13 protein-coding genes are annotated in these 12740 nt (G+C 72.2%); 2 read left to right on the forward strand and 11 right to left on the reverse strand.

The genetic code is table 11. From position 1 onward, the window contains the following. Positions 1-7: 7 nt before the first annotated feature. Genes ACIPV1_RS08185 through ACIPV1_RS08205 form a run of 5 tightly spaced genes read right to left on the reverse strand, consistent with a single transcriptional unit; the run spans position 8 to position 4183 of the window. The gene (locus ACIPV1_RS08185; RefSeq protein ID WP_402726122.1) at positions 8-1033 is read right to left on the reverse strand and encodes an ABC transporter ATP-binding protein; all 1026 of its coding nucleotides are present in this window, start codon (positions 1031-1033) and stop codon (positions 8-10) included. Then, positions 1030-1830, reverse strand: coding sequence for an ABC transporter permease (locus tag ACIPV1_RS08190; protein ID WP_123938382.1), 801 nt, complete (start codon positions 1828-1830; stop codon positions 1030-1032). Before ACIPV1_RS08190 ends, ACIPV1_RS08185 begins: the two co-directional genes overlap by 4 nt. A 3-nt stretch (positions 1831-1833) precedes the next feature. Then, positions 1834-2646 carry a molybdate ABC transporter substrate-binding protein gene (modA, locus tag ACIPV1_RS08195; protein WP_131880477.1) on the reverse strand — a complete coding sequence of 271 codons (813 nt, stop codon included), beginning with the start codon at positions 2644-2646 and terminating at the stop codon, positions 1834-1836. Then, positions 2643-3059 carry a molybdopterin-binding protein gene (locus ACIPV1_RS08200; protein ID WP_111084694.1) on the reverse strand — a complete coding sequence of 139 codons (417 nt, stop codon included), beginning with the start codon at positions 3057-3059 and terminating at the stop codon, positions 2643-2645. The genes modA and ACIPV1_RS08200 overlap by 4 nt, the downstream gene beginning before the upstream one ends. 53 nt (positions 3060-3112) lie before the next feature. After that, positions 3113-4183, reverse strand: coding sequence for a HesA/MoeB/ThiF family protein (locus ACIPV1_RS08205; protein ID WP_165932393.1), 1071 nt, complete (start codon positions 4181-4183; stop codon positions 3113-3115). Positions 4184-4278: 95 nt separating this feature from the next. On the opposite strand from ACIPV1_RS08205, the gene ACIPV1_RS08210 reads away from it, so the two are divergent. Beyond that, on the forward strand, positions 4279-5937 hold the full coding sequence (locus tag ACIPV1_RS08210) for a glycosyltransferase family 39 protein (RefSeq protein WP_402726123.1): 1659 nt from the start codon (positions 4279-4281) through the stop codon (positions 5935-5937). A 66-nt stretch (positions 5938-6003) separates the two neighbouring features. Here ACIPV1_RS08210 and ACIPV1_RS08215 read toward each other — a convergent pair whose 3' ends face one another. The 5 genes from ACIPV1_RS08215 to ACIPV1_RS08235 form a co-directional block, all read right to left on the reverse strand. Next, on the reverse strand, positions 6004-6936 hold the full coding sequence (locus tag ACIPV1_RS08215) for a 4-(cytidine 5'-diphospho)-2-C-methyl-D-erythritol kinase (protein WP_111084697.1): 933 nt from the start codon (positions 6934-6936) through the stop codon (positions 6004-6006). A gap of 9 nt (positions 6937-6945) precedes the next feature. Further along, on the reverse strand, positions 6946-8253 hold the full coding sequence (locus tag ACIPV1_RS08220) for an O-acetylhomoserine aminocarboxypropyltransferase/cysteine synthase family protein (RefSeq protein ID WP_402726124.1): 1308 nt from the start codon (positions 8251-8253) through the stop codon (positions 6946-6948). Further along, entirely contained in the window at positions 8253-9305 is a 1053-nt protein-coding gene (locus ACIPV1_RS08225) for an LLM class flavin-dependent oxidoreductase (protein WP_131880469.1), read from the reverse strand. The genes ACIPV1_RS08220 and ACIPV1_RS08225 overlap by 1 nt, the downstream gene beginning before the upstream one ends. Positions 9306-9413: 108 nt before the next feature. Beyond that, positions 9414-10403, reverse strand: a complete 990-nt coding sequence (locus ACIPV1_RS08230; protein ID WP_402726125.1) for a RimK family alpha-L-glutamate ligase — start codon at positions 10401-10403, stop codon at positions 9414-9416. Between the two features lie 170 nt (positions 10404-10573). After that, positions 10574-11416 carry a helix-turn-helix transcriptional regulator gene (locus ACIPV1_RS08235; RefSeq protein ID WP_123938390.1) on the reverse strand — a complete coding sequence of 281 codons (843 nt, stop codon included), beginning with the start codon at positions 11414-11416 and terminating at the stop codon, positions 10574-10576. Positions 11417-11518: 102 nt separating this feature from the next. Here ACIPV1_RS08235 and ACIPV1_RS08240 point away from each other — a divergent pair, with 102 nt between their 5' ends. Beyond that, entirely contained in the window at positions 11519-12259 is a 741-nt protein-coding gene (locus ACIPV1_RS08240) for an SDR family oxidoreductase (protein ID WP_123938391.1), read from the forward strand. Between the two features lie 11 nt (positions 12260-12270). Here ACIPV1_RS08240 and ACIPV1_RS08245 read toward each other — a convergent pair whose 3' ends face one another. Next, positions 12271-12738, reverse strand: a complete 468-nt coding sequence (locus tag ACIPV1_RS08245) for a hypothetical protein (protein ID WP_123938392.1) — start codon at positions 12736-12738, stop codon at positions 12271-12273. Positions 12739-12740 lie beyond the last annotated feature (2 nt).

Genomic DNA, 12740 nt, shown 5'->3' on the forward strand with positions numbered 1-12740 from the left:
CATTGTCTCAACCGCGCGGCGCGTACACCGCCAGTTCGGACGCGGGAACGTCCGCGTGGACCGCATCGCCGGGTCCGATCCCGAGCGCCGTGACCCGCGCCAGGGTCAGGTCCGCGACCAGGTCGCCAGCGCGCACCCGCACCAGACCGTCCCGCGGCTCGAGCGACGTGACGGTGCGCTCCGGTCCGGCGCCGTCCCGCGTGAGCACGGCGGCCGTCGGGTGGAAGGCGCCCAGGGCGGGCCGTCCGGGAGGCACGGCGTGCGTCCCGGACGCCAACTCGCCCCCGCCGTCGGTCGCGATCCCACCCGCGGTGGCGGTCCCGCGCACCAGCGCGAGTCCGGAGAACGCCGCCGCGAAGGCACTCGTGGGCCGTCCGAGCACGGCCGCTGGGGTGCCGTCCTCGACGACCCGGCCGTGCTCGACGACGACCACCCGGTCGGCCAGGGCGACGACCTCGACCGGGTCGTGCGTGACCAGGATGCTCGGACGCCCGCCGATCGCGGTCCGGAGGGCCGCACGGACCTCGTCGCGCGCGGAGACGTCGAGCGCCGACGTCGGTTCGTCGAGCAGCAGGACCGCCGGGTCGGTGGCGAGCGCCCGGGCGATGGCGACGCGCTGGGCCTGCCCGCCGGACAGCGCATCGGGGCTCCGTCCCGCCAGGTCGTCGATGCCGAGGGCCGCCAGGGCACGGAGCGCGCGGGCACGGGCCGCGGCCCGTCGGACACCGGCGGCGCGCGGGCCGAACGCCACGTTGCCGACCACGTCGAGGAACGGGAACAGGTCGGGCCGCTGGGCGACGAGTCCGATGCGGCGGCGGTGGGCGGGGACGGTCCGCCGCTGGTCCGACACGACGGTGCCGCCGAGGACCACCCGTCCGGCGTCGATCGGCAGCAGGCCGGCGAGGGCCTCGACCACGGTGGACTTGCCCGCGCCGTTCGGCCCGATGACCGCCACGCACTCCCCCGTCGCGACCTCGATGGCGACGTCGACCCCGCGTCGCTCGACGACGATGCGTGCGGTGACCCCGCTCACGCTGCCACGCCCCGGGTCCGGAGCGACGAGGCGCCGATGACCACGACGGCGACCACGACGAGCACGACCGCCAGTGCGACAGCGGTGTCCGGGTCGACCTCGCGCTGCAGGTAGATCTCCAGCGGCAGGGTCCGGGTGACCCCCTGCAGGCTGCCCGCGAACGTCAGGGTCGCACCGAACTCGCCGAGTGCTCGCGCGAAGCAGAGCACCAGTCCGGAGACGATGCCGGGCAGGACCCTCGGGGTCGTGACGGTGAGGAACGTGCGGGTGGGACCGGCGCCGAGGGTGGCGGCGACCCGCTCGTACCGGTCCCCCTCGACGCGGAGCGCACCCTCGATCGAGGACACCAGGAACGGCATGGCGACGAACGTCTGCGCGATGACGACCGCCGTGGTGGTGAACGCGATGTGCAGCCCGTGGTCGTCGAGGAACGACCCGACCACCCCGAGGCGACCGAACGCCGCCAGCAGCGCGAGCCCGCCGACGACGGGCGGCAGCACGAGCGGCAGCAGCACGACGGCGCGGGCGACGCCCACCCACCGTGACCGGGACCGGGCGAACAGCACGGCGAGCGGGTACCCGAGCACGAACGCGACGGCCGTGGCGGTCAGCGCGGTGCCGAGGCTGAGCCCGAGGGCCGTGAGCGACGCCGTCGAGGTGACGAGGGCGACGAACGACGACCAGTCGACCCGACCGAGCATCGCGAGCACGGGGACGACGACGAACAGGCCGCCCAGCACCGCGGGCAGCGGGAGCCACCAGGCGACCGGTGGCCGTCCGTCAGCCCGCGAGGCCACGGGTCACGGCTTCCCGAACCCGGCGGCGGTGAGCACCTTCTGGCCGGTGGCGGACCGGACGTAGTCGGAGAACGCCTGCGCGAGCTCCGGGTCCTCGGACGCCTTGAGCACGCCGATCGGGTACGTGTTGACGGCCTTGCTCGACTCGTCGAACGGGACACCGTCGACCTTGCCGTCGGCACCCTGCACGTCGGTCACGTAGACCAGCCCGGCGTCGGCCTGACCGGACTCGACCTTGCCGAGCACGTCGGTGACGGACTGCTCCTCGCTGACGGGCTGCAGGTCGACGCCCGAGGCGGACTCGACCTTCGCCGTTGCGGCACCGCACGGCACCGGGGCGGCGCACGTGACGAGCTGGACGTCGGAGCCGGTCAGGTCGTCGAGGCTCGTGATGGCCTTCGGGTTGCCCGGCGCGACGGCGATCTCGAGGACGTTCGTCGCGAAGTCCTCCGGTGACCCGCTCGCCAGGTCGGTCGCGGACAGCTTCGCCATGTTCGCCTCGTCGGCGGAGGCGAACACGTCGGCGGGGGCGCCGTTCTGGATCTGGGTGACCAGGTCGCTCGATCCCGCGAACGAGAACTCGATCGAGGCGCCGGGGTTCGCGAGCTCGAAGTCCTTGCCGAGCGTGGTGAAGGTCTTCTGGAGCGACGCCGCCGCGAACACCGTGATCGAGCCCGACACGCCTGCGTCCGCGCTCGACGACGACGGCGACGGCGACGACGACCCCGCCGGAGCGTCGGCGGTGGAACACGACGCCAGGCCGAGGGCCGCGACGACGGCGAGGGGCACGAGCAGCGAGCGGGAACGACGGGTCATCGGGGGTCCTCCTGGTGGGTGGGCGCCTCGACGGTGACCATCGTGGCCTTGACGGACGCCACGGCGACGGACCCGACCTCGAGCCCGAGGTCGCGCACCGCCTCGGCGCTCATGAGCGAGACCACGCGGTGCGGGCCGCACTGCAGTTCGACCTGCGCCATGACGGTGTCGACGACCAGGTCGGTGACGATGCCGACGAAGCGGTTCCGTGCCGAGCTCTTCACGCCGGTGTCCGGGGCGGCCAGCTCGGTGCTCCGCGCCCGGGCGTACTCGGCCACCTGTCGACCGTCGACGACGGCGCGACCGGCGTCGTCGGTGGCCCGGTCGAAGGTGCCCCCGTCGACGAGTCGACGCACGGTGTCGTCACTCACCCCGAGGAAGGCAGCAGCATCGCGGATCCGCAGTTGCGTCATGATACGACGATCCTAGCCGCGGAAGCGGCGCTCTGGACCCGATCAGTGTCGGATCAGGACATCAGCCCGTTCACCACGGGCAGCCCTTCGCGGCGCCAGGCCTCGAACCCGCCGTCGAGGACCGCCACGTGCCTCCAGGCCGGTTGTGCGGCAGCCCACGCGTCCGCACGCGGACCACGGGCGCAGTAGACGACCACGTCCGCCGCCTCGGCGTCGCCAGTGACCGCGTCGCCCGTGACGGCTCCGGCGACCACACCGTCCGCCCGTTCGGCGTCGGTGCGCACGTCGACGACGACGACCGGGTCCGCGGGGTCGGCCAGGCGCGCGGCGAGCGCCGACGGGGCGATGCGGTCGGTCCGAGCGGGAGCGACCACGACGGGTCGGCGTGATGCCGGCCCGCGCCGGACGAGGCTCTCGCTCCACCGCCAGCGGCGCGCGTCGACGGTCAGGACGCGTCCGAGCAGCGGTTCGCCGGTGCCGGTGACCAGGGCCAGTACCTGTCCGGCCATCACCGCTCCGACGGCGCCGCACAGTGCCGGCACGACGCCGTCCAGGGCGCAGGAGCCCTCGTCGGGCAGGGCTTCGGGGTGCAGGTCGTGGAAGTCGACGCCGTCCGGTCCGGCGTCGCGGAACACGCTGACCTGGCCGTCGTGACCGAGCACCGTGCCCCAGACGAACGGCACGCCGGCGTCGGCGCAGGCGTCCGAGACCGCCCGGGTGACCAGGACGGAGTCCGCCGCGTCGACGACCACGTCGTGCCCGGCGACGAGCTCCGGGGTGAAGGAGCCGACCACGGCGACGGCGTCGAGTTCCGGGTCGACGGCGCGGGCGCGGGCGACGGCGACCTCGGCCTTCGACGATCCGACGTCGGCCGCGGTGAAGAGCGTCTGACGTGCGAGGTTCGACGCGTCGACCACGTCGGGGTCGACGACCGTGAGTCGGCCGACCCCGGCGAGGTACGCGACGACGGGCGCGCCGAGCCCGCCGGCGCCGACCACCAGGACGCGTGAAGCGGCCAGCCGGCGGAGCCCGACGCCGCCGACGTCGGACAGGGCAGCGGTCCGCGAGCCGAGCCGTGTCCGCCACGGGGAGAGCGCTGCGACGGGGGCGACGAGGGGGTCCATCCCGTCATTCTGGCCGGTCGCACCGAATCCCTGCATGTGAATGCTCAGCGGGTGGACGCGGCGGATGCTCAGTGCCGCTCGGTACGGTCGCGGGCGTGAGTTCTCCCCGCACCGGCACCGGCACCGTCACGGTCCGACGCACGACGTCGGACGCGTCGACGCGCGCACGGCTCCAGGCACTCGCCCTGTCGACCGTGCGGACCCTGGTGCGTGCGCCGGAGATCACCGTCGGCGTGGTCGGAGTGGTCGTCGCCGCCGCCTTCACGTGGGTGCCGTCGGTCTGGTACGACGAAGCCGCCACCCTGACGAGTGCGCAGCGCAGCTGGCCGGCGCTCTGGGCGGAGCTGCAGAACGTCGACGCCGTGCACGGTCTGTACTACGCGCTCATGCACGTGTGGCTCGCGCTGGTCGGCTACTCCCCGTTCACGCTCCGCTTCCCGAGTGCCCTGGCGATCGGGATCGCCGCCGCCCTCGTGGTGGCGCTCGGCCGGCGGCTCGGCGGTGTCCGGCTCGGGGTCGTCTCCGGTCTGGTCTTCCTGCTGCTGCCCCGCGTCGCCTGGGCCGGCACCGAGGGCCGCCCGTACGCGACCGTCACCACCTTCGCCGCGCTGCTCACGCTCGTCGGCCTGACCGCGGTCCGTCGCACGCGGGTGCGGCACCACGCGACGCGGTGGTGGGTCGTCTACGGCGTGCTGGCGGCCGTGGCCGTGCTGTTCAACGTCTACCTGTCCCTCGCCGTCGTGGCGCACGGCGTCGTGCTCGCGTGGACCGGCGTCGCCGACCGGGCAGCCCGACGGCGGGCCACGGTGACGGATCGCAGCGGCACGGTGCCCTCGGCGATGGTGGACCGCGCCGTCGTCGTCCGCTGGGCCGTCGCCGCCTCCGCCGCAGCCGTGGTCGTCCTGCCGTTCATCGGACTCGCCGCCGGTCAGGCCAAGCAGGTCGGGTGGATCACCGGCATCGGTTGGGCCACCCTGCGCCAGGTGTTCGCGACCGCGTGGTTCGGGGTCGTCTACCCGTACGCCGCCCTCGGGTGGCTGCTCATGATCGTCGCCGTCGTGCTGGCGGTGCGCGCGGCCCGACGCCCGTCGCCGGCCGCCCGCGACGTGCTCCGCATGCAGGCCGTCCGGGTCGCCGTGCCTCTGACGATCGTGCCCACCGCGCTGCTGGTCGCCGCGACCGCCGCCGGCGAGCACCTGTACTCCCCCAAGTACGCGAGCATCAGTCTGCCGTTCGTGGCGCTCCTGATCGGACTCGCGATCACGGCCCTCCGTCCGCGGCGCTGGATCGCCGGCGCGGTCGTCGCGATGCTCCTTGTGTCCGTGCCGACGTCGACGATCGTGCGGCTGCCGCACGCCAAGCAGTCCTCGCACTGGGCGAACGCGGCGGCGATCATCGAACGCGAGCGGAACGTGACCACCGACGCCGACGAAGGGGTGATCTACGGCAGCGTGTGGGAGCACCCGACCGCGACGGCGCAGGTCATCGCCGACGCCTACCCCGAGGCCTTCAGCGGCATGCGGGACCTGGCGGTGGCGAGCACGGGTGCGCAGCGCGGTCAGCTGTGGAACGTGAACGGCGACATCGCCACGACCGTGCCGGCACGCCTGGCCGACATCGACACCGTCTGGTTCGTCGGCGCCAAGTCGCGGAACATCCGCCCCGAGGTCTCCGAGACGCTCAAGGACCAGGGCTTCCACGTGGTGCGGTACTGGCACACCGACACGGTCATCCTGTGGAAGTACAGCCGCTGAGCTGACGGCCGGTCAGCGTTCGTCGTACGGTCAGCGTCTGTCGTACGGTCAGCGTCTGTCGTACGGTCAGTGCACGAGGCGGGCGCCGTGCACCGGACCGGTGGCTCGGAGCGCGACCAGGCCGGCAGCGCTGAGCTCGACCTGCAGTTCGAGCGCGGCGTCACGGTCACCGACCAGGAACGCCACCGTCGGACCGCTGCCCGACACCAGACCCGCGAGCGCTCCGGCCTTCTCGCCGAGTTCGAGGGTCGACGCGAGTCCGGGCTGCAGCCGCATGGCCGGGGCCTGCAGGTCGTTGTGGACGCAGTCGGCGAGCAGGTCGGGGTCGCCGGCACGCAGCGCCTGCAGCACGTTCGACTCCACCACGGGGTGGGACGGCGCCGGTGCGATGTCGGCGCGGTAGCGCTCCCGGTGCTCGTCGAGCGCACGGTACACCGCCGGGGTCGACAGGCCGTCGTCACTCAGCGCGAGGACCCAGTGGAACTCGCCCTTCGCCAGTGCGGGGCTGAGTTCGTCGCCGCGGCCGGTGCCCACGGCCGTGCCACCGGCGAAGGCGAACGGCACGTCCGCGCCGAGCTGCGCGGCGAGACGGAGCAGTTCCTCACGCCCGAGGGCGGTGCCCCAGAGCGTGTCCACGGCGAGCAGCGTGGCCGCGGCGTCCGCCGAGCCACCACCCATGCCGCCGGCCACCGGCACCTGCTTGTCGATCGTCAACCGGACTCCGCCCCGGTGCCCAGCGGCGTCGGCCACCAGCCGGGCCGCACGGATCGCCAGGTTCGACTCGTCGACCGGCACGTTCGACGTGTCGATCGGGCCGGTGAAGGTCACCGAGAAGTCGTCGGCGTGCTCGGCCGTGACGTCCTCGTACAGCGACACGGCCTGGTACGCGGTCGCCACGTCGTGGTAGCCGTCGTCCTGCAGCGCACCGACGGACAGGAACACGTTGATCTTGCCGGGGGCGCGCGTCCGCACGCGGGTCGGGGCGGCCAACGTGGTCATGCCCCCAACCTATCCCGCTGCGGCTGCCGCGAAGCCCCGCGCCAGGTCGGCGAGGACGTCGTCGATGTGCTCGAGGCCGATCGACAGCCGGATGAGCCCGTCGCCCACACCGGCCGCAGCCCGCTCCGACGACGTCATCTGCACGTGGGTCGTCGACGCCGGGTGCACGACGAGCGACCGGACGTCACCGATGTTCGACACGTGGTCGAACAGCTCGAGGGCGGCCACGAACCGCCGTCCGGCCTCGACCCCGCCGTCCAGGTCGAACGCCAGGACCGCCGACGGCCCCTTCGGCACGTACCGCTGCTGCAGGTGGTGCCACGGCGACGACGGCAGTCCCGCGTAGTGCACGCCGAGCACCTGGTCGTGCGCGTCCAGCCACGACGCGACGGCGGCGGCGTTCGACACGTGCCGCTCCATCCGCAGGGAGAGCGTCTGGATGCCTTGCAGCACCAGGAAGGCGTTGAAGGGGGCGATCGCCGGACCGAGGTCGGCGGAGAGCTTCGACCGGGTGCGCTGGATGAACGCGCGCCGCCCGAACTTCGACGCGAAGTCCGTGTTCGCGAACCCGGACTGTTCGGTGGTCGCGAGCTGCGGGAACTTTTCGGCGTGGGCCGCCCAGTCGAAGTTGCCGCTGTCCACGATGAGCCCGGCGATGGCGCTGCCGTGACCGGCCAGGTACTTCGTCGCCGAGTGCAGGACGATGTCGGCACCGTGCTCGATCGGACGGACCAGGTACGGCGTCGCGATGGTGTTGTCGACGATGAGCGGGACTCCGGCGTCGTGCGCGACCCCGGCCACCCCGGCGAAGTCCAGGACGTCACCGCGCGGGTTCGGGATCGACTCCCCGAAGAACGCCTTCGTCTCCGGACGCACCGCGGCAACCCACTCGTCCAGGTCCGTGGGGTCCTGCACGAAGGTGAACGCGATGCCGAGGTCGTGCAGCGTCGACGCGAACAGCGTGTACGTCGCGCCGTACAGCGAGGCACTCGACACGACGTGGTCACCGGCCCGCGCGACGCCGAGGACGGCCAACGAGGTGGCCGCCTGGCCGGACGCCAGCGCGAGCGCGCCGACGCCGCCCTCGAGGTCCGCGATGCGCCGCTCGAGCGCCGCCGCCGACGGGTTGTTCACGCGCGAGTACGTGTGCCCCGGGGCGTTGAGCATGAAGCGGTCCGCCGCGTCCTCACCGGACGGGTAGACGAAGGCCGCGGTCTGGGCGATCGGCGGGACGTTGCCACCGAACCCCGGGTCGGCCTTGAAGCCCGCGCGGATCTGCCGGGTCTCGAACGCCCACTCCTCCTCGGTCGTGCCCATCAGACGACCGCCTCGGACGCCGCGACCACCGACGGGCGGACGAGCGGGATGACCTGTTCGCCGAAGCGGTCCATCTCCTCGAGCTGCGGCGAGAACTGCAGCAGCAGTGTGTCCACCCCGGCGTCCTCGAACTCCTTGATCCGGGCAGCGACCTGCGCCGGCGTGCCGACGAAACCGGGGCGCAGGCCGCGGTTCGACACCGAGTAGTCCTCGAGCGAGGGGACGTGCTCGAGCTGCGACTTCGAGATGAAGTCCTGGTACGACTCGTACGCGTTGCCGTGCTGCACGTCGGTGATCCGCGCGAGCTCGGCCTGTGCCTCTTCCTCGGTCTCGCGGACGATGACGTACGCGGCCATGCCGAACGCCTCGAACGGCGGCAGTCCGGCGTCGATGCGGCGCTGCTTCATCTCGGCGATCTTCGTGCGGAGTTCCTCGACCGTGCCGCCGTGGGTCACGTAGGCGTCGGCGTACCCCGTGATCGCGGCCTTGCCCGCCTCGCTCTCGCCGCCGGCGTAGATGCGCGGGGTCACGCGGGGCTTCGGCTCGAGGTGCGCGTTCTCGATGTCGTAGTACTCGCCCGAGAACGAGTACGGCGTCTCCCGCCACATCCCCTTCATGACCTCGACGAACTCCGCCGTCCGCTTGTAGCGGTCGTCGTGCTCCGAGAAGATGCCGCCGTACTGCTTGGCCTCCTCCGCCCACCACGCGCTCACCACGTTGAAGGTGAAGCGACCGCAGGAGATGTCGTCGATCGTCGCCGCCTGCTTCGCCGTCACCGCGGGCAGGTGGTAGCCGGGGCGCATGGCCGCCATGATCTCGAGGCGCTCGGTCGTCGCCGCGATGGCCGCGGCGAGCGACCAGGCCTCGAGCGACGGCGCGGCCGTGCCCTTGATGTCGTTGAGGTTGAGCTCCGGCACGAGCGTCAGGTCGAAGCCGATCCGCTCGGCGCGCTGCGCCAGCCGCTTCACGTAGTCGAAGGTGACCGGCATGTTCTCGTTGTCGACGTTGCGCAGCCAGCCGCCGAAGAGCGGGGTCCAGTATCCGAATCGCACGGGGTGAGTTCCTTGGGGAGGTGGGGAGTGCCCGGGAAGGGGCGCGGAACGGACGGGAGGCCCGTGGCGGGCCCGCCAGGGGCCTCCTGTCCGGTGGTTCTTGCGTGCTCAGGCCGTGAGTTGCGCCGCGTACTGCGTCTCCAGCAGGCCACCGAGGTAGCGCGCGATGGAACGCGGGCCGGAGGCCGGCGCGGACTCCTCGACGGCAGGGTTGTAGTTCGTGTTCGTGTTGATGTCGTAGACGACCGTGCGGCCATCCGTGGTCTCCATGAACTCGACGCCCGCGATCGTGACGCGCTGGTCGGCGAGGAACGTGCGGAGCTGCTGGACGAGCGGGTGCTCGGCCGTGACCTCGGTCCGGACGGAGAACGCGCTCGGCTGTTCGGCTCCCGGCACGTCGCAGACGGCCCCGGCGATGACCTGGGGGACCTCGCACGCGTCCGCCGGGCACAGCTCGAAGCTGCCGGCGCTCGTGTCGACGCGGACGGCGTACACGAACTCGCCGCCGACGAACTCGACGCGGGTGATGAAGGGCTCGCGGGCCGTCAGGAACTCCTGCAGCAGGGTGATGCCGTCGACCGGCGCCTCGAACTCCGGGGAGTCGACGTAGGCGTCGAACTCGGCGAGCGAGTCGAACCGGCGGACGCCCAGGCCCTTGCCGCCCTGGTTGTGCTTCGTGATGAACGGGACGTCCTGGCCGTTCGTGAAGTCCCGTGCCGCCTGCTTGAGCGTCGTCGTGCCGAACACGGCGGTGGTGCGGGGCACGTCGAACCCGGCGTGCTGCAGCAGCCCGTGCTGGGCCACCTTGGAGACCTCGAGCTCGAGCACGTGGCTGCCGCCGACGACCTGGCGACCCGCTCGTTCGAGCCAGCCGAGGACCGCGCGGGTGTACTCCTTGCTGTGCTCGTGGCCGCGGGTGTGGCTCGACGCCGACATGCGCGACCAGTACACACCGGGCTCCGGCTCGGCACCGAGGTCGATCTGTCCCTCGGTCAGCAGGATCTCCTGCACCGGGACGCCCTCGGCCTCGAAGGCTGCAGCGAGCGGCGGGAACCACTCGGGGTTTTCGTGGATGACGTACACGCGGGGAGTGCTCACCCGCCCACCCTAGGCACGGTATACCGCACGCGGCCAAGTGTGTGACGCGCGGTTGCTCCGTGTGGTGCGCCCGGGTGCGTCTTCGTGGTGCGAGGTTGGTCACTCGGTGCCGGCCTGTAGGGCGGCACCGAGTGGTCAACCTCGCACGAGCCGCGCGGGCCCGCGCCGCGTCAGCCGGCGAAGGCCTGCTGGCCGACGACGCCGAGGAGCTCGAGCTTCTGCGCGTCCTCGGACCCTGGGGGTGCGGTGAAGAGCAGCAGCGCCTGGGCTTGGTCGTCGGTGTGCAGGACCTGGCAGTCGACGGTGATCCGGCCGAGCTGCGGCTGCACGATCGTCTTGTTATCGGACCAGCGACTCGTCACCTCGTGCAGTGCCCAGAGCTCGCGGAACTCGGGGCTGCGGGTCTCGAGCTCGGCGATCAGCTCGGTGGCCCGACGGTCCCCCGGTCCGGCCAGCCCCGCCGCCGCCCGCAGCGACGCCACCACGACCCGGGCCAGTCGCTCGTGTTGCTCCGGCGCGTACTTCGCGAGCTCGTCGCCGGTCACGAACCACCGCCACGCCTGGTAGCGCTCGTTGCCGGGCAGGCTGACGGACGACCCGAGCAGCGCCGCCGCGAGCCGGTTCTCGACCAGCGTCTCGCCCAGGTGGCTGACCACGATCGCGGGGGTGTCCTCGAGCCGGTCGAGCACCCGCAGGATCGCGGGGTCGACGTGGTCGGCCCGGTGCAACCGGGTCGGGGCGTTCTGTCCGGCCAGGTGGAACAGGTGGTCGCGTTCGTCGAGGCTGCAGCGGAGCGCCCGGGCGATCGCGGCGATCATCTGCTCCGACGGCTGCGGTCCGCGCTGCTGTTCGAGGCGTGTGTAGTAGTCGACTGACATGCCCGCGAGCGCAGCGACTTCTTCGCGCCGGAGACCAGGCGTCCGGCGTCGTGGTCCCTGACCGAGGCCGACGTCCTCGGGGCGCAGCAGTTCGCGGCGACGGCGGAGGAAGTCGGCGAGTGCAGCGCGGTCCATGGTCCCGATTGTCGTCGGGTTCCCGCCGCCGTGCCAGGGATCGCCGATCCCCCGATGACCGAGGTCTGGATGGGTTGCCGACGACAGCGCATGGTGGTGGACATGGACATCACGAACTCCACCGTCTTCATCCCCGGCGCGACCTCCGGCATCGGTCTCGCCCTGGCCCAGCGCCTGCAGGCCGCCGGCAGCACCGTCGTCATCGGCGGGCGCCGCCAGTCGCTCCTCGACTCGCTCGCCGCCGAGCACGGCTTCGGCACCGTGCAGATCGACGTGAGCGACGCCGCATCCATCGAGAAGGCCGCCGCCTCCGTCCTCGAGGCGTACCCGTCGCTCGACGCCCTCGTCACCATGTCGGGGATCATGCGCAACGAGGACCTGCGCTCCCCCGACCACATCCACGACGCGCTCGAGATCATCCAGACCAACCTGGTCGGCACGATCCGCCTCATCGACGCGTTCCTGCCGCACCTGCTGGCGCAGCCCGCCTCGACCATCGTCACGGTCTCGTCCGGCCTCGCGTTCGTCCCGCTCACCGCGACGCCGACGTACAACGCCACGAAGGCCGGCGTCCACTCGTACACGCAGTCGCTCCGTCAGCAGCTGCTCGGCACCCCGGTGTCGGTGCTCGAACTCGCTCCCCCGGCAGTGTCGACCGATCTGATGGGCGGAGCGGACTTCGGTGGCATGCCGCTCGACGCCTTCGCCGACGAGGTCATCGGGCTGCTGTCCGCCGGCGATTCGCCCGAGATCCTGGTGCAGAACGTGCTGCCGCTCCGGTTCGCCGAGCGCGACGGCACGCACCAGCAGATCTTCGAGGCGATGGCGTCGCGCGCGCACTGACGCGCGGCACGTCAGTCGGCTGCGCCCTCGGCTTGCTCGTTGCGAGCGATACGCCGGTCGAGGGCGCGGTTCAGCATGGGGAGTCCCGTCGCGATCACCGCTCCGCCGAGCGCCCAGCCGACCGGCACCTGTTGCCAGCGGGTGCCCGCGTAGATCCCGGTGAACACCATCACCGTCAGTGCTGCGCTCAGCAGACGATGTGCTCGGTCACGGTGCATGCGCGGCACGGACCCGACCGCTGTCGTGCCGGGCTCGTCGGTGTTCGGTTCGTCGGTGTTCGGCTCGTCGGTGTCCGGTCCGTCGTCCAAGTACGCGAACGCGACCCCCCACACGACGATGCTCAGACCGAGCACCACCGCGGCCCACGCCCCGTCGCTGGACGGATCGCGGACGATGACCGACACTGCGAAGCAGTCGATGGCGAGCCCGCCGAGCACGGCGACGATCGCGAGCCACTGGGAAAGGGTGATGCGACGCACCC

The organism is Curtobacterium sp. NPDC089991 (genome assembly GCF_044748425.1).
Classification (GTDB): Bacteria; Actinomycetota; Actinomycetes; order Actinomycetales; family Microbacteriaceae; genus Curtobacterium.

Bases quoted from the DNA above. Each gene is read 5' to 3' on its own strand.
- modA (WP_131880477.1), bottom strand. From the start codon at position 2,646: ATGACCCGTCGTTCCCGCTCGCTGCTCGTGCCCCTCGCCGTCGTCGCG.
- ACIPV1_RS08200 (WP_111084694.1), bottom strand. From the start codon at position 3,059: ATGACGCAACTGCGGATCCGCGATGCTGCTGCCTTCCTCGGGGTGAGT.
- ACIPV1_RS08205 (WP_165932393.1), bottom strand. From the start codon at position 4,183: ATGGACCCCCTCGTCGCCCCCGTCGCAGCGCTCTCCCCGTGGCGGACA.
- ACIPV1_RS08215 (WP_111084697.1), bottom strand. From the start codon at position 6,936: ATGACCACGTTGGCCGCCCCGACCCGCGTGCGGACGCGCGCCCCCGGC.
- ACIPV1_RS08220 (WP_402726124.1), bottom strand. From the start codon at position 8,253: ATGGGCACGACCGAGGAGGAGTGGGCGTTCGAGACCCGGCAGATCCGC.
- ACIPV1_RS08235 (WP_123938390.1), bottom strand. From the start codon at position 11,416: ATGGACCGCGCTGCACTCGCCGACTTCCTCCGCCGTCGCCGCGAACTG.
- ACIPV1_RS08240 (WP_123938391.1), top strand. From the start codon at position 11,519: ATGGACATCACGAACTCCACCGTCTTCATCCCCGGCGCGACCTCCGGC.